16 protein-coding genes are annotated in these 17,610 nt (G+C 62.7%); 6 read left to right on the top strand and 10 right to left on the bottom strand.

Features of this window, described 5'->3' with window-relative positions; genetic code table 11:
• Positions 1-59: 59 nt before the first annotated feature.
• Together RYH74_RS02330 and zwf are read right to left on the bottom strand one after the other, a co-directional pair.
• On the bottom strand, positions 60-374 hold the full coding sequence (locus tag RYH74_RS02330; RefSeq protein WP_317408902.1) for a hypothetical protein: 315 nt from the start codon (positions 372-374) through the stop codon (positions 60-62).
• An 88-nt stretch (positions 375-462) separates the two neighbouring features.
• On the bottom strand, positions 463-1,905 hold the full coding sequence (gene zwf / locus RYH74_RS02325) for a glucose-6-phosphate dehydrogenase (protein WP_085588862.1): 1,443 nt from the start codon (positions 1,903-1,905) through the stop codon (positions 463-465).
• A 103-nt stretch (positions 1,906-2,008) separates the two neighbouring features.
• Here zwf and hexR point away from each other — a divergent pair, with 103 nt between their 5' ends.
• Together hexR and RYH74_RS02315 are read left to right on the top strand one after the other, a co-directional pair.
• On the top strand, positions 2,009-2,875 hold the full coding sequence (gene hexR / locus RYH74_RS02320) for a transcriptional regulator HexR (protein ID WP_011536461.1): 867 nt from the start codon (positions 2,009-2,011) through the stop codon (positions 2,873-2,875).
• 216 nt (positions 2,876-3,091) lie between these two features.
• Positions 3,092-3,310 (top strand): PA3496 family putative envelope integrity protein, encoded by a 219-nt coding sequence (locus tag RYH74_RS02315; protein ID WP_075046785.1) that lies wholly within the window; start codon positions 3,092-3,094, stop codon positions 3,308-3,310.
• Here the strand turns inward: RYH74_RS02315 and RYH74_RS02310 are convergent.
• Positions 3,252-4,214 carry a LysR family transcriptional regulator gene (locus RYH74_RS02310; protein ID WP_015272364.1) on the bottom strand — a complete coding sequence of 321 codons (963 nt, stop codon included), beginning with the start codon at positions 4,212-4,214 and terminating at the stop codon, positions 3,252-3,254. The two genes, RYH74_RS02315 and RYH74_RS02310, sit on opposite strands and share 59 nt — an antisense overlap.
• A gap of 189 nt (positions 4,215-4,403) precedes the next feature.
• Here RYH74_RS02310 and RYH74_RS02305 point away from each other — a divergent pair, with 189 nt between their 5' ends.
• On the top strand, positions 4,404-5,819 hold the full coding sequence (locus RYH74_RS02305) for an acetyl-CoA carboxylase biotin carboxylase subunit (RefSeq protein WP_013974837.1): 1,416 nt from the start codon (positions 4,404-4,406) through the stop codon (positions 5,817-5,819).
• Between the two features lie 11 nt (positions 5,820-5,830).
• A complete protein-coding gene (gene oadA, locus RYH74_RS02300; protein ID WP_232881303.1) occupies positions 5,831-7,639 on the top strand; it encodes a sodium-extruding oxaloacetate decarboxylase subunit alpha in 1,809 nt (602 codons plus the stop codon).
• A 185-nt stretch (positions 7,640-7,824) separates the two neighbouring features.
• Here the strand turns inward: oadA and RYH74_RS02295 are convergent, their stop codons facing one another.
• Genes RYH74_RS02295 through RYH74_RS02285 form a run of 3 tightly spaced genes read right to left on the bottom strand, consistent with a single transcriptional unit; the run spans position 7,825 to position 9,591 of the window.
• Positions 7,825-8,496 carry a GNAT family N-acetyltransferase gene (locus RYH74_RS02295; protein WP_075046784.1) on the bottom strand — a complete coding sequence of 224 codons (672 nt, stop codon included), beginning with the start codon at positions 8,494-8,496 and terminating at the stop codon, positions 7,825-7,827.
• A gap of 7 nt (positions 8,497-8,503) precedes the next feature.
• Positions 8,504-8,950 carry a GNAT family N-acetyltransferase gene (locus RYH74_RS02290; protein WP_075046783.1) on the bottom strand — a complete coding sequence of 149 codons (447 nt, stop codon included), beginning with the start codon at positions 8,948-8,950 and terminating at the stop codon, positions 8,504-8,506.
• Positions 8,951-8,961: 11 nt separating this feature from the next.
• Entirely contained in the window at positions 8,962-9,591 is a 630-nt protein-coding gene (locus tag RYH74_RS02285; RefSeq protein ID WP_317408901.1) for an FMN-binding negative transcriptional regulator, read from the bottom strand.
• A gap of 90 nt (positions 9,592-9,681) precedes the next feature.
• Here RYH74_RS02285 and RYH74_RS02280 point away from each other — a divergent pair, with 90 nt between their 5' ends.
• Positions 9,682-11,226: a PLP-dependent aminotransferase family protein gene (locus tag RYH74_RS02280; protein WP_317408900.1), complete on the top strand. Its 1,545-nt coding sequence runs from the start codon at positions 9,682-9,684 to the stop codon at positions 11,224-11,226.
• A 176-nt stretch (positions 11,227-11,402) separates the two neighbouring features.
• On the opposite strand, the gene RYH74_RS02275 is transcribed toward RYH74_RS02280, so the two are convergent.
• The 4 genes from RYH74_RS02275 to aspA form a co-directional block, all read right to left on the bottom strand.
• The gene (locus RYH74_RS02275) at positions 11,403-12,506 is read right to left on the bottom strand and encodes a polyamine ABC transporter substrate-binding protein (RefSeq protein WP_075046780.1); all 1,104 of its coding nucleotides are present in this window, start codon (positions 12,504-12,506) and stop codon (positions 11,403-11,405) included.
• A complete protein-coding gene (locus RYH74_RS02270; protein ID WP_317408899.1) occupies positions 12,506-13,549 on the bottom strand; it encodes a histone deacetylase family protein in 1,044 nt (347 codons plus the stop codon). The genes RYH74_RS02275 and RYH74_RS02270 overlap by 1 nt, the downstream gene beginning before the upstream one ends.
• Before the next feature lie 231 nt (positions 13,550-13,780).
• Positions 13,781-14,773, bottom strand: coding sequence for an AraC family transcriptional regulator (locus RYH74_RS02265; protein WP_084785308.1), 993 nt, complete (start codon positions 14,771-14,773; stop codon positions 13,781-13,783).
• Between the two features lie 243 nt (positions 14,774-15,016).
• Positions 15,017-16,441: an aspartate ammonia-lyase gene (gene aspA, locus RYH74_RS02260; protein WP_003260072.1), complete on the bottom strand. Its 1,425-nt coding sequence runs from the start codon at positions 16,439-16,441 to the stop codon at positions 15,017-15,019.
• Between the two features lie 182 nt (positions 16,442-16,623).
• On the opposite strand from aspA, the gene RYH74_RS02255 reads away from it, so the two are divergent.
• Positions 16,624-17,556, top strand: coding sequence for a LysR substrate-binding domain-containing protein (locus tag RYH74_RS02255; RefSeq protein ID WP_161797629.1), 933 nt, complete (start codon positions 16,624-16,626; stop codon positions 17,554-17,556).
• Positions 17,557-17,610: the final 54 nt, after the last annotated feature.

Here is a 17,610-nt window from a genome sequence, read left to right as displayed (position 1 = left end):
GTTCATCGAGCCGATGGCAGGTGCCAGGCCACCGCTCGGGCGGCCTGGCAGGTAGCTGTTCAGTCAATCGCCTCGATGGTGCGAATTTCGCAGCGCTGCGAACCGCCGGCATGGATGATCTCCACGATTTTCCAGCCAGTGCCGCCTGCACGTTCGAAAGCCACGGTTTTTTCGGTCAGCACCTGCGGGGTGATTGCGCCGCTATCCAGCAGCTGAAGCTCCAGCACTTCCCAGCCACCCCGGTGGCGCAGCTTGGGTTCGACCAGCACCGGTTCGATGGCCGGAGAGGCGACCGTAACGGTGCCATGAACCCTGAAAGCCTGCTTGCCGTGGGCGATGTCGTTGATTGCAACGAGGTTGGTGATAGTAGCCATTGTCTGCTCCTGTCTCGGGTTGAAAGTAGCGCCAGCGCGCTGGGGCTACTTTCTGCCCTTTCGCCTGCGACGGGAGCAGGGCAGTGCTTCAGCTATGCCAGTGCCTGCCGTGCCTGGCCAGCAGGCTGTTGGCTTGCTCCGGCCCGTTACTGCCTGCCGGGTACGGTCGCGGTGCCTGGAAGTGCTCTTCACAGCCCTTGATGATCGGGTCGATCCAGGCCCAGGCCGCTTCCACTTCATCGCGGCGCATGAACAGCGTCGAGTCGCCCTCCAGCACATCCAGCAGCAGGCGCTCGTAGGCGTCCCAGCGGCGGGTCTGGCTGAACACCTGGGCCAGGTTCAGGTCCAGGTCCACAGGTTCCAGGCGCATGCCCTTGCCCGGGCTCTTGGTCATCATGCGCAGGCTGATGCGTTCGTCCGGTTGCAGCTGGATCAGCAGCTGGTTGACCTGGCCGCCATTGAAAAGCTCGTGGGGCACCGGCTTGAACTGGATGACGATCTGCGATGAGCGCCGTGCCATGCGCTTGCCGGTCCGCAGGTAGAAGGGCACGCCCGCCCAGCGCCAATTGTCGATGTGCGCCTCGATGGCGATGAAGGTTTCGGTGTCGCTGTCGTTGTCGACGTCCTTTTCGAAGTAATAGGCCGGCACTTCCTGGCCGCCGATGCGCCCGGCGCCATACTGGCCGCGTACGGTCTTGTCCTGCACGTCCTGGCCAGTGATGGGCTTGAGGGCCCGCAAGATCTTCACCTTCTCGTCACGCACCGCTTCGGCCTCGAACTGCGCGGGGGGCTCCATGGCCACCAGGCATAGTAGCTGTAGCAGGTGGTTCTGCAACATGTCGCGGGTCGCCCCGGCGCGGTCGTAGTAGGCGCCGCGGTTCTCTACACCCAGGGTCTCGCAAACGCTGATCTGCACGTGGTCGACCTGATTGTTGCGCCACACCGGCTCCAGCAGGGCGTTGGCAAAACGCAGGGCCATCAGGTTCTGCACGGTTTCCTTGCCCAAGTAGTGGTCGATGCGAAATACCTGGTTCTCCTCCAGCACTGCGCCAATCGCTTCGTTGATGGCGGTAGCCGATTCCAGCGAGTGGCCGATCGGCTTTTCCAGCACGATGCGCGCTTCGGCGTCGGCCAGGCCGGCGTTATGCAGGTGCTTGGCAATCGGCACGAACAGGTTGGGGGCGGTGGCCAGGTAGAAGATGCGCGTCAAGCCGCCGGGTTCGCCCAGGTAGCGCGCCAGGCGGCCGAAGTCGGCGCTTTGCGAAGCATCCATGGCGAAATAGTCGACCCGCGCGGAAAACCGCTGCCAGACCTCTTCGTCGAAGTCGTTGCGGGCAATTTGTGCCCGGCAATGGCGCTCGGCGAGCTTGAGATAATCGTTACGTGGCAAGTTGCGTCGTGCCAGCGCGATGATGCGCACGGCGTTGTTAAGACGGGCCTCGCGAAACAGGTGGTAGAGCGCCGGAAGCAGTTTGTGCAGGGCCAGATCGCCGGTGCCGCCGAAGACCAGAATGTCGCAAGGAATAGTCAAACCACCACTCTCCACGTTCGTTTAACTGGGCGGGTTGGCGTCCATGTAGTATAACTACAAGATAGCTACAACCCGGCCAGCCGATCATAACCGAGTCCAGCCTGTGAATCTGTTGCAACATATCGCCCAATCGCGCCACCTGCTGCGCAAATCGGAACTCAAAGTAGCCGACCACGTGCTACTCGACCCGGCTGCCGTCATGCACAGCTCCATGGCCGACCTGGCGCACAGCGTGGGTATCAGCGAACCGACCATCGTGCGTTTCTGCCGCGCGATCGGTTGCTCGGGCTTCCAGGACCTGAAGCTGAAGCTGGCGCAGAGCCTGGCTGCGGGGGCCAGTTTCGGCCAGTTCGCCATCCATGAAGACGACTCGGTCGCCGACTACAGCCTGAAGATCTTCGACACCACGCTGCACACCCTGATGGAAGTGCGCGAGCACCTCGACCCGCAGGCGCTGCAGCAGGCGGTGACCGCCATGGCCCAGGCGCAGCGTGTGGAGTTCTATGGCTTTGGCGCCTCCGGTGCGGTAGCGGCCGATGCCCAGCACAAGTTCTTCCGCCTGCTGCTCAGCGCGGCAGCCTATTCCGACCCGCACATGCAGGCGATGTCGGCGGTGACCCTGAAGCCGGGTGATGTGGCGGTATGCATTTCCCAGTCGGGCCGTTCCAAGGACCTGCTGATCACCGCCAACCTGGTCCGTGAGAGCGGCGCCAACCTGATTACCTTGTGCCCCAGCCAGACACCACTGGCGGAGCTGTCGACGGTAAACCTGGCGATCGACGTGCATGAAGACACCGAAATCTATACCCCGCTGACCTCGCGTATCGCCCACCTGGTGGTGATCGACGTGCTGGCCATGGGCGTGGCCATGGCGCGCGGGCCGAGCCTGGTCAACCATCTGAAGAGTGTGAAGCGCAGCTTGCGCAGCCTGCGCTTGTCGCCCAAGTCGATCAAGGCTACCGACGACTGATCTGCATTGCCTGTGCTGGCCCTATCGCCGGCAAGCCGGGCTCCCACACAGTCACCACAGGCCTCGAGTCCTGTGGAGTACCTGTGGGAGCTGGCTTGCCGGCGATAGGGCCAGCACAGGTGCTATAAATTTCACTGTTTTGTCACCATTCCACAGCCAAACCGTAAACCACTCAAGCCAGTCTGAAACTCCCGCATCCTATCTGGGAGACAGGCAATGGCTCGTGACTTCGACGGTACGTACCAACCCAGCGCCAAGGCTCGCAAGCAGCAGGAAAAGGATCAGCGCCGCATGGAATACCGCCGCGCGATCGAGAGCTATTGCGACCAACGTCAACTGCTCCGCGAACTAGTGGACTACCCCGAGCTGCAAGAGCTCACGGTCTGGCAGGCGTCGGCAGCAGCTTCCCCGAAAAACGCTCAACCAGTGCGCTGATCAGCGCACGTTCGCTGCGGATGAACGCCAGGAAAGCCAAGGCCACCGGCGACTGCCGTTTGGCCTTGGACTGCACCACGCACCAGCTGCGGTACAGGGGTAGTTCCTCCACGGGCAGCTCCCTCAGCACACCGGTGGCCAGCTCCAGGTTGACCGCATGGCGGGTAAGCATGGCAATGCCCAGGCCGGCGATCACGCATTCGCGCTGGGCGTCGGCCGAGGCCACCTCCAGGGTCTGGGTGAAATGCACGCGCTTGTCCTTGAAGTATTCCTCGCAAGCCTTGCGCGTGCCCGAACCCTGTTCGCGGACCAGCAGGGTATGAGGCTCCAGGTCCTGCAGGCGCAGTTGCTCCAGCTTGCACAGCGGGTGCTCGGGCGGCGCCACCGCGATGATCGGGTTGTTGAGGAACGGCAGAAACTCCAGGCCCATGTCCTGCGGCACCATGGACATGATGATCAGGTCGTCGCGGTTGTCCGACAGGCGGCGGATGGCCTGGGCGCGATTGACCACCGTCAGGGTCAGGTTGACCTCCGGGTGACGCTGCTTGAAGGCCGCGAACAGGTGTGGCACGAAGTACTTGGCACTGGACTCGATCGCCAGTTTCAACTGCCCCTGCAATGAGCCCTGCATGTCCGAAAGCTGCATGTCCAGGCTTTCCAGGCGCCCGAAGATGTCGCGGCTGGCGCGTTGCAGGGCCTCGGCAGCTTCGGTCAGGTAGAGCTTCTTGCCCACGTACTCGAACAGCGGCTGGCCGATCAGCTCTTCGAGCTGGCGGATCTGTAGACTAACGGCGGGTTGCGTCAGCGCCATCTCTTCCGCCGCACGGCTGTACGAACGCAAATCGCATACCTCGTTGAAGATCTGCAGTTGACGCAAAGTCATACGCATCAAGGACTTACGCATTTTTATCCGCCCTTCGGCAACACCTTGTTACCGCACTATAAGCTTTTGCTAATACAGCCCCTAACAAATATTGATTTTTGTTTATCAACCTACAGCGCTAGGGTGAATGTGCGACTGGCCAGCAACGTCTGGTCACGCGCCGACCGGGAGAACCGGCTCGACTGTTCCTACGGCTTTGGGAAGACTCCAGTGATAAAAAAAATCCTGATCGCCAACCGAGGTGAAATTGCAGTTCGGATCGTGCGTGCCTGCGCCGAGATGGGCATTCGCTCGGTGGCGATCTATTCCGACGCCGACCGCCACGCGTTGCACGTCAAGCGCGCCGACGAAGCCCACAGCATTGGTGCCGAGCCGCTGGCCGGTTACCTGAACCCGCGCAAGCTGGTGAACCTGGCTGTGGAAACCGGCTGTGATGCCCTGCACCCGGGCTATGGTTTCCTGTCGGAAAACGCTGAACTGGCAGAGATCTGCGCCGAACGCGGGATCAAGTTCATCGGCCCGGCCGCCGAGGTCATTCGCCGCATGGGCGACAAGACCGAAGCACGCCGCACCATGATTGCCGCCGGTGTACCGGTAACCCCGGGTACCGAAGGCAACGTTGCCGATATTCACGAAGCCCTGAGTGAAGGTGACCGCATCGGTTACCCGGTCATGCTCAAGGCCACCTCTGGTGGTGGTGGCCGTGGTATTCGCCGTTGCAACAGCCGTGAAGAACTGGAACAGAACTTCCCCCGCGTCATCTCCGAGGCTACCAAGGCCTTTGGTTCTGCGGAAGTGTTCCTGGAAAAGTGCATCGTCAACCCCAAGCACATCGAGGCGCAGATCCTCGGTGACAGCTTTGGCAACGTCGTGCACCTGTTCGAGCGCGACTGCTCGATCCAGCGCCGCAACCAGAAGCTCATCGAAATCGCCCCGAGCCCACAGCTCACCCCCGAACAGCGCGCCTACATCGGCGACCTGGCGGTGCGTGCGGCCAAGGCAGTGAACTACGAGAACGCCGGTACCGTGGAGTTCCTGCTCGCCGATGGCGAAGTGTACTTCATGGAAATGAACACCCGGGTGCAGGTGGAACACACCATCACCGAGGAAATCACCGGTATCGACATCGTCCGTGAGCAGATCCGCATTGCCTCGGGCCTGCCGCTGTCGGTCAAGCAGGAAGACATCCAGCATCGCGGTTACGCGCTGCAGTTCCGCATCAACGCCGAAGACCCGAAGAACAACTTCCTGCCCAGCTTCGGCAAGATCACCCGTTACTACGCCCCCGGCGGCCCGGGCGTGCGTACCGACACGGCGATCTACACCGGCTACACCATTCCGCCGTTCTACGACTCCATGTGCCTGAAACTGGTGGTGTGGGCGTTGACCTGGGAAGAAGCCATGGACCGCGGCCTGCGGGCCCTGGACGACATGCGCGTGCAAGGGGTGAAGACCACCGCCGCGTACTACCAGGAAATCCTGCGCAATCCCGAATTCCGTAGCGGCCAGTTCAACACCAGCTTCGTCGAAAGCCACCCGGAACTGACCAACTACTCGATCAAGCGCAAACCCGAAGAGCTGGCCCTGGCCATCGCCGCTGCCATCGCCGCCCACGCAGGCCTGTGAGGAACCCCATAATGTCCAAGAAAATTCACGTAACCGACACGATCCTGCGCGACGCCCACCAGTCCCTGCTGGCCACCCGCATGCGTACCGAAGACATGCTGCCGATCTGCGACAAGCTCGACAAGGTCGGCTACTGGTCGCTGGAAGTCTGGGGTGGCGCCACCTTCGACGCCTGCGTGCGCTTCCTCAAGGAAGACCCGTGGGAGCGCCTGCGCAAGCTACGCGCGGCACTGCCCAACACCCGCCTGCAAATGCTGCTGCGCGGCCAGAACCTGCTGGGCTACCGCCACTACAGCGACGATGTGGTCAAGGCGTTCGTCGCCAAGGCAGCGGTCAACGGTATCGACGTGTTCCGCATCTTCGATGCCATGAACGACGTGCGAAACCTGCGCGTGGCCATTGAAGCGGTCAAGGCTGCCGGCAAGCACGCCCAGGGCACCATCGCCTACACCACCAGCCCGGTACACACCATCGAAGCCTTCGTGAATCAGGCCAAGCAGATGGAAGCCATGGGTTGCGACTCGGTGGCGATCAAGGACATGGCCGGCCTGCTGACCCCGTTCGCCACCGGCGAACTGGTCAAGGCGTTGAAGGCCGAGCAGTCGCTGCCGGTGTTCATCCACTCCCACGACACTGCCGGCCTGGCCGCAATGTGCCAGCTGAAGGCTGTGGAAAACGGCGCCGATCACATCGACACCGCCATCTCCAGCTTCGCCTGGGGCACCAGCCACCCGGGTACAGAGTCGATGGTTGCCGCGCTCAAGGGCAGCGAATTCGATACCGGCCTGGACCTGGAGCTGCTGCAGGAAATCGGCCTGTACTTCTATGCCGTGCGCAAGAAATACCACCAGTTCGAAAGCGAGTTCACCGCCGTGGACACTCGCGTGCAGGTCAACCAGGTGCCGGGCGGCATGATTTCCAACCTGGCCAACCAGCTCAAGGAGCAGGGCGCCCTCAACCGCATGAACGAAGTGCTGGCTGAGATCCCGCGCGTGCGTGAAGACCTCGGCTTCCCACCGCTGGTAACCCCGACCTCGCAGATCGTCGGTACCCAGGCGTTCTTCAACGTGCTGGCCGGCGAGCGCTACAAGACCATCACCAACGAGGTGAAGCTGTACTTGCAAGGCGGTTACGGCAAGGCTCCGGGCGTGGTCAACGAGCAGCTGCGCCGTCAGGCGATCGGTAGTGAAGAAGTGATCGACGTGCGCCCGGCCGACCTGCTGAAGCCGGAAATGGCCAAGCTGCGTGCCGATATCGGCGCCCTGGCCCGTTGCGAAGAAGACGTGCTGACTTTCGCCATGTTCCCGGACATTGGCCGTAAGTTCCTCGAAGAACGCGAAGCCGGCACTCTGACCCCTGAAGTCCTGCTGCCAATTCCTGAAGCGGGCGCAGTGGCGTCTCATAGCGGTGAAGGCGTACCGACCGAGTTCGTCATCGACGTGCACGGCGAAACCTACCGCGTCGACATCACCGGTGTGGGCGTGAAGGCCGAAGGCAAGCGCCACTTCTACCTGTCGATCGACGGCATGCCGGAAGAAGTGGTGTTCGAGCCGCTCAACGAATTCGTCGGCGGCGGCAGCAGCAAGCGCAAGCAGGCCAGTGCCCCGGGCCATGTCAGCACCACCATGCCAGGCAACATCGTCGATGTGCTGGTCAAGGAAGGCGACATGGTCAAGACCGGCCAGGCCGTGCTGATCACCGAAGCCATGAAGATGGAGACCGAAGTGCAGGCGGGTATCGCTGGCAAGGTCGTGGCCATCCACGTGGCCAAGGGCGACCGCGTGACACCGGGCGAGATCCTGATCGAGATCGAAGGCTGAGATAAGCCCTCATCTACAAGCGGTTTACCTCTGGGGAGCGGATGCTCCCCTTTTTTTTGCGTTGAATCTGCCGGCCTCTTCGCGGGCTTGCCCGCTCCCACAGGTACACCACCAGTCTCGAGACCTGTGGAAAACCTGTAGGAGCGGGCAAGCCCGCGAAGTGGCCGGTTGGTCCAGTGCAATTCTCAACCCTTGCGGCACGCCTCCAAGGTCTGCACCTGCCCCTCGGGCTTCTGGTTTTCCTCGCTCAACCAACGCTCGAACCCGGCAGCCACCGCCGGCCACTCATCATCGGTGATCGAATACCACGCCGTATCCCGATTGTGGTCCTTCACCACCAGGTGCTTGCGGAACACTCCTTCATAGACAAAGCCAAACCGCTCCGCCGCACGCTTGGAGCGTGCGTTGGCGTTGTTGCACTTCCACTCCAGCCGGCGGTTGCCCAGTTCGAAGCCCAGCTTACCCAGCCGGTACACCGCTTCGGTGCCCTTGGGCGTACGCTGCATGGCAGCGCCGAAGGCGATGTGGCCGATTTCGATGCGGCCGTGGTCGGGCACGATCGACATCAGGCTCAGGATGCCCTGGGCCTGGCCGCTGGCGCGGTCGATGACGGTGTAGAACAGCGGGTCGCGGCCAGCGGCGTTGCCTTCCAGCCAACGGTCGAAGGCGGCACGTTCGGTGAACGGGCCATAGGGCAGGTAGTCCCACAGCACCGGGTCGGCCGCCGGGCCTTGCAGCACCTCCCAGAGGTCGTCGCCATGGCGCGCCGGGTCGAGCTTTTCCAGGCGGATGAAGCGGCCGTCGATGGGCTCGGCCTGGGGAGCTGTGGCGGGTTTCCAGTTCAATGCGTCGGTCATGTTCGGCTTAGAACTCTTTGCGGAATTGGATGAAGCCCGAGCGCTCGGCAACCTGTTGGTACAGGCTGATGGCGGTGGCGTTGGTCTCGTGGGTCAGCCAGTGCACCTTGGCGCAGTTGTCGGCCTTGGCTTTGGCGTAGACGTGCTCGATCAGCTGGCGGCCGATGCCCAGGCTGCGCTGTGTGCTGTCCACGTACAGGTCCTGCAGGTAGCAGGCGTTTCCGATGCTCCAGTTGGAACGATGGTAGATGAAGTTGACCATGCCCACTGCCTTGCCATCGACCCAGGCCAGGGCCGAATGGGTCGGTTCGTTCGGGTCGAGCAGGCGTTGCCAGGCGCTGAGGCTGACCTCTTCGGTCAATTCGGACTCATAGAAGTGCAAGTAGGCCTGCCACAGGGCGAGCCAGGCAGCATGGTCTTGGGTGGTAACAGGACGCAGGGTAACGCTGGACATGGGCTATTCCTTCAGAGTTGGCGCATGTGCGCCGCGAGTTGGTTATCCAGGTAATCGGGGCTGGCGCTCAGGCCTTCACGCACGCCGGCAATGTCTTGCTCAGAGCGGTTCTGGCTGAGCTTGCGCGCGCCTTGCAGGCGGGCGATGGGCAGGCGAATGCCGACGATGGCGCGGAGCATGCCATCGAGGTAGTCACGCGGGGCATCGGTGACGTTCCACGGTTCGCCGCGGCCTTGTTCGTGGCGCTCGGTCAGGCGACTGACAATGGCCAGCAATGGCTCGGCTTCGTGAATCACTTCGGCCGGGCCATAGGCGTGCACGGCCAAGTAGTTCCAGGTTGGCACCACCTTGGGGTTGTCGGCCTTGCTCGGGTAGTAACCGGGGCTGACATAGGCATCGGCGCCGGGGAACACCAGCAGGGCTTCGCCGCCTTGCTTCAGGTCGTGCCACTGGGGGTTGGCCCGCGCCAGGTGGGCATAGACGGTGCCGAATTCGCCTTCGGCGATATCGACCAGCGCTGGCAGGTGCGTGGCCAGCAGGCCTTGTTCGCCCTGGCTGACCAGGATGGCCAGGCGGGTGTCGAGCATGTGCTGGTGCAGGCGCCCGAGGTCGTGTTCCTGATGGGGTTTGCTGTTGTACATGCTCGGTTTCCTTGTGCGATGGCTCCATCCTAGGCAGGCTATTGGTTCATAGTAAGTGCCATTAACAGCTGTTTTTATAGGTCCAATACCGTGAGCGAGCGCCCCCTAGTGTTGCCTTTCGACCCTGCCGGGATCACCCTCGATCGCCGTCGCGGGCTCAGCCAACAGCTGTATCAGGCGCTACGTGCGCGGGTGCTGGACGGGCGCCTGAGCAGTGGCACGCGGCTACCGGCCACTCGTGATCTGGCCGCCATGCTGGCGCTGTCACGCAACAGCGTGGTGCGGGCCTATGACCAGCTATATGCCGAGGGCTACATCGAAAGCCGGGTAGGCGACGGCACCTATGTCAGTCAGTTACCGAAACTCTCCGCTGCAAAACTATCCACACAAGTATCCACAGGGTTACCCCGGGGGTTATCAACAGACTTATCCACATTTTCCTCAAAAAATACTGAGGATTTATCCAGCAAGCGCTTTTCCAGCGAGCCTTTGCAGCGCCTGAAAATTAACCATCTGCCGCCCCCAAGAAGCGGTGCACCGCGTGCTTTTCGCGTCGGTATTCCGGCGTTCGACCTGTTCCCGTTCGACGTCTGGGCCAAGCTGCAGGCGGGTTTCTGGCGCAACCCGGCTCCGGCGCAGTTAGGTTATGGCGACCCGGCAGGCGAGCCGCTGCTGCGCGAGCTGATCGCGGCCTACCTGCGTCGCTCGCGTGGGTTGAGTTGTACTGCTGAACAAATTGTGATCACCAGTGGTGCGCAGCAGGCCATCAGCCTTTGTGCACAGTTGCTGTTGCAGCCGGGCGACGGTGTGGCTGTGGAAAACCCGGGTTACCGCGCAGCCGGGCATGCCTTTGCGCTGGCCGGTGGCAGGTTGTGTGGTGTGCCGGTGGACGAGGACGGCATGGACTGTCGCCGGCTCGGGCAGCTGACGGATTGCCGGCTGGCCTATGTCACGCCAGCCCACCAGTACCCGACCGGGGTGACCATGAGCCTGGCGCGACGCCTGGATCTGCTGGCCTGGGCCGAGCGCAGCGAAGGCTGGATCATCGAAGACGACTACGACGGCGAGTATCGCTACAGCGGTGCGCCCTTGGCCCCGCTAGCGGCGCTCGACCGGCACGGGCGGGTACTGTACGTCGGTACCTTCGGCAAGATCGCCTTTCCGGCGTTGCGCCTGGGCTACCTGGTACTGCCGCCGCAACTGGCGCAGGCGTTCAGCCAGGGCAGGGCGCTGGCGGTGCGGCATTCGGAGGTCAGTAGCCAGTGCGTGATGGCCGAGTTCATGGCCCGGGGGCACTTCCAGCGGCATATTCGGCGCATGCGCAAGGCAGCGTTGAGCCGGCGCAATGTGCTGAAGGCTGGCTGGCCTGTGGATATTCCGGGTTTGGGCGGCATGCCGGAGGTGGCGGCCGGGCTGCATGTGAAGGTCGATGTGGATAACTTTGCGCGAGAGCAGGAGCTGGTGGCCAAGGCTGAAGCGGTAGGGGTGGAGGTGACGCCGCTGAGCAATTTCTGGCTGGCGGACAGCGAGCAGCCTGTGGATAAAAGGGCAGGGCTGGTGCTGGGGTTTGCAGCGGTGCCGGAGGGGGAGATTGCCGAGGCGTTGATGCGCTTGCGCAAGGCCTGGAGAAAGTGAATGGGGCCGCTGTGCGGCCCTTCGCGGGCACGCCCGCTCCCACAGGGACTGCACTGGTCTTGAGAGCTGTGCAGCCCTGGGGAGCAACTGCCTTGCTCTAAATCCTCAAGCTTGCGCGATCCCTGTGGGAGCTGGCTTGCCGGCGATTGGGCTGCAAAGCAGCCCCCGGCTCTAAATCAGGTGCCGGACTTGATTCGCGTCCAGGCCCTGGTCCGAGCCCGCTCGGCATCCCGCGCCAGGGGCTTGAGGGTATACAGCTTGGCCATCGCCTCCGCCGTCGGATACAGGTTGGGGTTGTTGCGAATCGCCGGGCTCACCTTGTCAGTCGCGTCCTTGTTCGGGTTCGGGTACCCGACAAAGTCGCTGATCGGCGCAATCACTTCGGGCCGCAGCAGGTAGTTGATGAACGCGTGGGCATCTTCCGGGTTGGCCGCGTTCTTCGGAATCGCCAGCATGTCGAACCAGATCGGTGCACCTTCCTTGGGCAGGCGCATGTCCACCACTACGCCATTCTTCGCCTCGACGGCGCGGTTGGCGGCCTGCGAAAAGCTGCCGCTGTAGCCCACTGCCACGCAGATATCGCCGTTGGCGATGTCGGCCATGTATTTCGAGGAATGGAAGTAGGTGATGTGCGGGCGAATCTTCAGCATCAGCGCTTCGGCTTTCTTGTAATCAGCCGGTTTGTCGCTGTTCGGTGGCAAGCCCAGGTACTGCAACGCCAGCGGCATGATCTCAGACGGCGAGTCGAGCAGGGCCACGCCGCACTGCTTGAGCTTGGCGATGTTCTCTTCCTTGAAGATCAGGTCCCAGCTGTCCACCGGGGCGTTGTCGCCGAGCGCAGCCTTGACCTTGGCCGGGTTGAAGCCGATCAGCACGGTGCCGTACATGTAAGGCACGGCAAATTTGTTGCCGGGGTCGTTGGCCTCGATCAGCTTCATCAGCGCCGGGTCCAGGTGCTGCCAGTTCGGCAGCTTGCTGCGGTCCAGCGGCTGGAACACCCCCGCTTCGATCTGCTTGGCGAGGAATACGTTGGACGGCACTACCACGTCATACCCGGAGTTGCCGGTCAGCAGCTTGGCTTCCAGCGCCTCGTTGGTGTCGAAGATGTCGTAGACCAGCTTCACCCCGCTGTCTTTCTGAAATTCGGTGAGGGTTTGCGGGGTGATGTAGTCGAACCAGTTGTACACCCGCAGGGTGCGCTGTTCGGCCTGGGCTTGCAGGGCACCGGTGATCAGGGTAGCGGCGATGAACGGGGCGAGCAGACGCTTGAGTCGGACCATTACCGGGCTCCTGGCTGGGCGCGCTGGAAGCCTTCCAGCACATTGACCGCGTTGATACCGATTTCTTCCACAGCGTAGCCGCCTTCCATCACGAACAGGGTCGGCTTGCCGAGCTGGGCAATGCGCTTGCCCATTTCCAGGTAGTCCGGGCTGTCCAGCTTGAACTGCGAGATCGGGTCGTCCTTGAAGGTATCCACGCCCAGCGAGATCACCAGTACATCGGCGTCATAGGCGGCGATGCGCTGGCAGGCGTCCTCCAGGGCAGCGCTCCAGGCGGCCCAGTCGCTGCCGGCCGGCAGAGGGTAGTTGATGTTGCAGCCTTCACCGGCACCCTCGCCGGTTTCATCGGCATAGCCGAGGAAGAACGGGAACTCGTCGCGCGGGTCGCCATGGATCGAGGCGAAGAACACATCGTTGCGGTTGTAGAAGATGTCCTGGGTGCCGTTGCCGTGGTGGTAGTCGACGTCGAGGATGGCGACCTTGCGCCGGCCCTGGTCGAGGAAGGCCTGGGCGGCGATCGCGGCGTTGTTCAGGTAGCAATAGCCACCCATGACTTCGCCGGCGGCATGGTGCCCTGGCGGGCGGCACAGGGCGAAGGCGGAATGGGCGCCTTGCTGGATAGCCGCCTGCGCGGTGAGGGCGACCTGGGCGGCGCTGTAGGCGGCCTGCCAGGTACCGGCGGTGATCGGTGCGCCGGCATCGAAGCTGTAGTAGCCCAGCTCACCGTGCAGGCCGGTGGGTTTTACCTGGCGCAGGGTGCGTGCGGGCCAGGTGAACGGCAGCAAGTCGCCTTCCTGGCCCAGTGCGGCCCAGCGCGCCCAGGCGCCTTCGAAGAAGTCCAGGTAGCCGGCGCTGTGGATGCGCAGCAACGGTGCGCGACCGAAGTCGGTGGGGCCCAGGATGTCGCCGAGGTTGCGCTTTTTTACCTGGTCGAGCACATGGTCGGCGCGTGACGGCATTTCGAAACAGGGCATCAGCTTGCCGTCGATCAGCTCGCAGCGGCCGTGGTGCAGGCGGTGGTCATCGGAATAGATCGTCAGCATTGTTGTTCTCCGGTGGGTACTGGCGTGGGCCCATTCTCATGGGCGGGCCAGTGGGGGAGAACGACGCAAGTGGCCAAAAGGGGATCGATATGGCCAAGCTCTTTGGCTGGATTTGTTGGTGGCCTGTACTGGCCCTTTCGCGGGTGAACCCGCTCCCACAGGTACAGTGTTGCACCTGAGTGTGTGCAATCCCTGTGGGAGCGGGTTCACCCGCGAAAGGGCCGGTACAGGTCAACCGCGGAAGTGACTGGGCGCGACGCCACTCCAACGCTGGAAGGCATGCCGAAAACTGGCGGTCTCGCTGAACCCCAGGCACTCGGCAATCCGATAGATCGGCATCTGCTCATCAGCCAGCATCTGCTTGGCCCGCTCGAACCTCAGTTCATCCAGCAGCTGTTGATAACTGCTGCCCAACGCCTGCAAATGCCGGCGCAGGGTGCGCGATGAGCAGTTCATCTGCCGCGCCAGCCCTTCCAGCCCGGGCGCTGCATCCAGTTGCTGCGCCAGCAGTTGGCGAATCCGCCCCAGCCAGGCCTGGCGGCCGGTGAATTCCAGGTTCAGGCGCCGGCAGCGTTCGCTCATGGCCTTGTGGGTAATCGGGTCGGCCAGCGGCAGTGGTGTGTCCAGCCAGCGCCGTTCGAAGGCAAAGGCATTGTCCTCGGCCTCGAAACCGACCGGGCACTGGAATGCCCCGGCATAGAGTGCGTGGTAACCGGGCCGTGGGTGTTCGAAACGGGCTGCCAGCAGGGGCAGCGGGCGGCCGAGCAGGTCGTCGCAGATGACCTTGAGCGACACCAGGCAGAACTCGGCGTTGAAGGCGGTCAGCGTCGGGCTATCGTGGTAGTCGCTGGCGCTGAACCAGACGCGCTGGCCGTCGTCGAGCAAACGCAGCTTGAAGACTGTTCCCAGCAGTGCCGGATACTGCAGCGCCAGGCGCAAGGCGTCACCCAAAGTGGCACTGGAGAGCAGGGCGTAACCGAGCATGCCGTAGCACGACACATGCATGCGCCGGCCCAGTTCCAGGCCGATATCCTCGCGTCGGGCAACGGCGTTGGCGCACACCTGCAGTTCCTGCTGGGTAGTGATGCGCGCATCGGCATGGCCCAGGTCTGCCGGGCCGATGCCGCTGCCGGCCAGCAGCGCCGACGCGTCGCAACCGTCTGCCTGGAAGACGTTGAGGATCAGCGAAACCGCGTTGAGGGTGGTCAGGTGGCTGTGCAGCATGCTGGGTAATCCCGTTGGGCTGGGACGCATTATGGAGCAAGTTGTGTGCCGATGTTCGGGGGCCGCTCCCACATTGGCCGTTGTACGCAGGGCTCTTGTAGGAGCGGCCTTGCGTCGCGATGGGCTGCAAAGCAGCCCCAAATCCTTCAGGCAAAAAAAAGGCCCGAAGCATAGGCTCGGGCCTTGGAAAGGTTGAGAGGTGTCTAGTCCCTCGACCTGGTGAGACTGTTTACAGCGGCCTGGTTACGCCTTCAGCGGAACCAGACGGGGAGCGATCATGTTTTCCGGACGCAGGATGTCGTCGAGCATCGCGTCGTCCAGCAGCTTCTCTTCGCGCACCAGTTCCAGTACGCCGCGGCCGGTTTCCAGGGCAACGCGGGCGATACGGGTGGCGTTTTCGTAGCCGATGTACGGGTTCAGGGCGGTGACCAGGCCGATCGAGTGCTCGACCAGTTCACGGCAGCGCTGTTCGTTGGCGGTGATGCCGACGATGCAGTGCTCGCGCAGCATGTCCATGGCGCGTTGCAGCAGGCGGATCGAGTCGAAGATCTTGTAGGCGATCAGCGGCTCCATAACGTTCAGCTGCAGCTGGCCACCTTCGGCGGCGACGGTCAGGGCCAGGTCGTTGCCCATGATGGCGAAGGCCACCTGGTTGACGGCTTCCGGGATAACCGGGTTGACCTTGCCTGGCATGATCGAGCTGCCTGGCTGGCGCGCTGGCAGGTTGATCTCGTTGATGCCGGTGCGTGGGCCGCTGGACAGCAGGCGCAGGTCGTTGCAGATCTTCGACAGCTTGACGGCGGTACGCTTGAGCATGCCGGAGAACAGCACGAAGGCGCCCATGTCGGAGGTGGCTTCGATCAGGTCGGCAGCCGGTACCAGCGGCTGGCCGCTGATGGCAGCCAGGCGCTGTACGGCCAGGGCCTGGTAGCCAGGGTCGGCGTTGATGCCGGTGCCGATGGCGGTACCGCCCAGGTTGATTTCGGTCAGCAGTTCCGGGGCCAGCGAGCGCAGGCGCTGCAGGTCTTCGGTCATGGTGGTGGCGAAGGCGCGGAATTCCTGGCCCAGGGTCATCGGTACGGCGTCCTGCAGCTGGGTACGGCCCATCTTCAGTACGTGGTCGAATTCCTTACCTTTGGCAGCGAAGGCCTGGATCAGGCTGTCGAGGCTGGCCAGCAGGGCGTCGTGGCCCAGCAGCAGGCCCAGACGGATGGCGGTCGGGTAGGCGTCGTTGGTCGACTGCGCCATGTTCACGTCGTTGTTCGGGTGCAGGTACTGGTACTCACCCTTCTGGTGGCCCATGGCCTCCAGCGCGACGTTGGCGATGACTTCGTTGGCGTTCATGTTGGTAGAAGTACCAGCACCGCCCTGGATCATGTCCACCACGAACTGGTCGTGGTAATCGCCTTTGATCAGGCGGGCGCAGGCTGCGGTGATGGCAGCGTGCTTGGCATCGCTCAGGTGACCCAGCTCACGGTTGGCGTCGGCAGCAGCCTGCTTGACCATGGCCAGGGCCACGACCAGCTTCGGGTAGTGCGACAGCGGAACACCGGAGAGGTGGAAGTTGTTGGCAGCGCGCAGGGTCTGGATGCCGTAGTAGGCATCTGCAGGAACTTCAAGGGTACCCAACAAATCTTTTTCGACGCGGAACGATGCAGCGGAGGACATGATGTATATCATCTCGATTTTGACCCGGCACATGCCGGAATGGCGCCAATCCTAGGCCTGAAGGTGATTTTGCGGCCAATGCTGTTGCACGCTAACCTATGCACAAACGGCATAGTGTTTCATGTGACGCCAATTGACATTCGAGCGTGTTCCATTTTGGTGCACGCCAGGAGATGTGCTTCGTGAACCTTGAAAGCAAATGGCTGGAAGACTTCAGCGCGCTGGCCGCCACCCGCAGTTTTTCCCAGGCGGCAGAGCGGCGTTTCGTCACCCAACCGGCCTTCAGCCGGCGCATTCGCAGCCTGGAAGCAGCCTTGGGCCTGCAATTGGTGAATCGTTCCCGCACGCCGATCGAGCTGACAGAGGCCGGCCAGCTGTTTCTCGTCACGGCGCGTACTGTTGTCGACCAGTTGAGCGAAATTCTCCGCCACTTGCATCATCTGGAAGGCGGGCAGGGTGAAGTGGTGCAAGTGGCCGCGGCACACTCGCTGGCATCGGGCTTTTTCCCGCGTTGGGTGGCCCAGTTGCGCAATGACGGGTTGAACATTGCCACCCGCCTGGTTGCGACCAACGTCGGAGATGCCGTGCATGCATTACGCGAAGGTGGCTGCGACCTGATGCTGGCCTTCTATGACCCGGATGCCGCCCTGCAGATGGATGCCGAGATCTTCCCGTCGCTGCACATGGGCACCACTGAAATGTTGCCGGTATGCGCCGTGGATGCCGACGGCAAGCCGTTGTTCGACCTGGAAGGCGAGGGCAGCGTGCCGCTGCTGGCCTATACCGCCGGCGCCTTCCTCGGTCGCTCGGTCAATTTGCTGCTGCGTCAGCGCAACCTGCGCTATACCACCGTCTATGAAACCGCCATGGCCGACAGTCTGAAGAGCATGGCGCTGGAAGGCATGGGCATCGCCTGGGTGCCGCGCCTGTCGATGCGTGGCGAACTGGAACGGGGCGAACTGGCGATCTGCGGCGGCAGCCAGTGGCACGTGCCGCTGGAAATCCGCCTTTACCGCTGCGCCCTGGTGCGCAAGGCCAATGTGAGGCTGTTGTGGCGCAAGCTCGAGGGGGCGGCGATGGTTGACCCAAAAGTCAGTCAAAGCCCCGAAAAATAAGGGGCGACAGTTGGTCGCCGGGGTGCCTTAAACGCACCACCTTACGGTATACTG

The organism is Pseudomonas sp. LSJ-87 (assembly GCF_032971465.1).
Taxonomy (GTDB): Bacteria; Pseudomonadota; Gammaproteobacteria; order Pseudomonadales; family Pseudomonadaceae; genus Aquipseudomonas; species Aquipseudomonas putida_Z.
This window is presented reverse-complemented; position numbering and strand designations above follow the sequence as displayed.

Coding starts and splice junctions, on each gene's coding strand:
- RYH74_RS02270 (WP_317408899.1), bottom strand. CDS start 13,549: ATGCTGACGATCTATTCCGATGACCACCGCCTGCACCACGGCCGCTGC.
- RYH74_RS02265 (WP_084785308.1), bottom strand. CDS start 14,773: ATGCTGCACAGCCACCTGACCACCCTCAACGCGGTTTCGCTGATCCTC.
- RYH74_RS02295 (WP_075046784.1), bottom strand. CDS start 8,496: ATGACCGACGCATTGAACTGGAAACCCGCCACAGCTCCCCAGGCCGAG.
- aspA (WP_003260072.1), bottom strand. CDS start 16,441: ATGTCCTCCGCTGCATCGTTCCGCGTCGAAAAAGATTTGTTGGGTACC.
- RYH74_RS02330 (WP_317408902.1), bottom strand. CDS start 374: ATGGCTACTATCACCAACCTCGTTGCAATCAACGACATCGCCCACGGC.
- RYH74_RS02275 (WP_075046780.1), bottom strand. CDS start 12,506: ATGGTCCGACTCAAGCGTCTGCTCGCCCCGTTCATCGCCGCTACCCTG.
- oadA (WP_232881303.1), top strand. CDS start 5,831: ATGTCCAAGAAAATTCACGTAACCGACACGATCCTGCGCGACGCCCAC.
- RYH74_RS02315 (WP_075046785.1), top strand. CDS start 3,092: ATGGCTCGTGACTTCGACGGTACGTACCAACCCAGCGCCAAGGCTCGC.
- RYH74_RS02285 (WP_317408901.1), bottom strand. CDS start 9,591: ATGTACAACAGCAAACCCCATCAGGAACACGACCTCGGGCGCCTGCAC.
- RYH74_RS02310 (WP_015272364.1), bottom strand. CDS start 4,214: ATGCGTAAGTCCTTGATGCGTATGACTTTGCGTCAACTGCAGATCTTC.
- RYH74_RS02290 (WP_075046783.1), bottom strand. CDS start 8,950: ATGTCCAGCGTTACCCTGCGTCCTGTTACCACCCAAGACCATGCTGCC.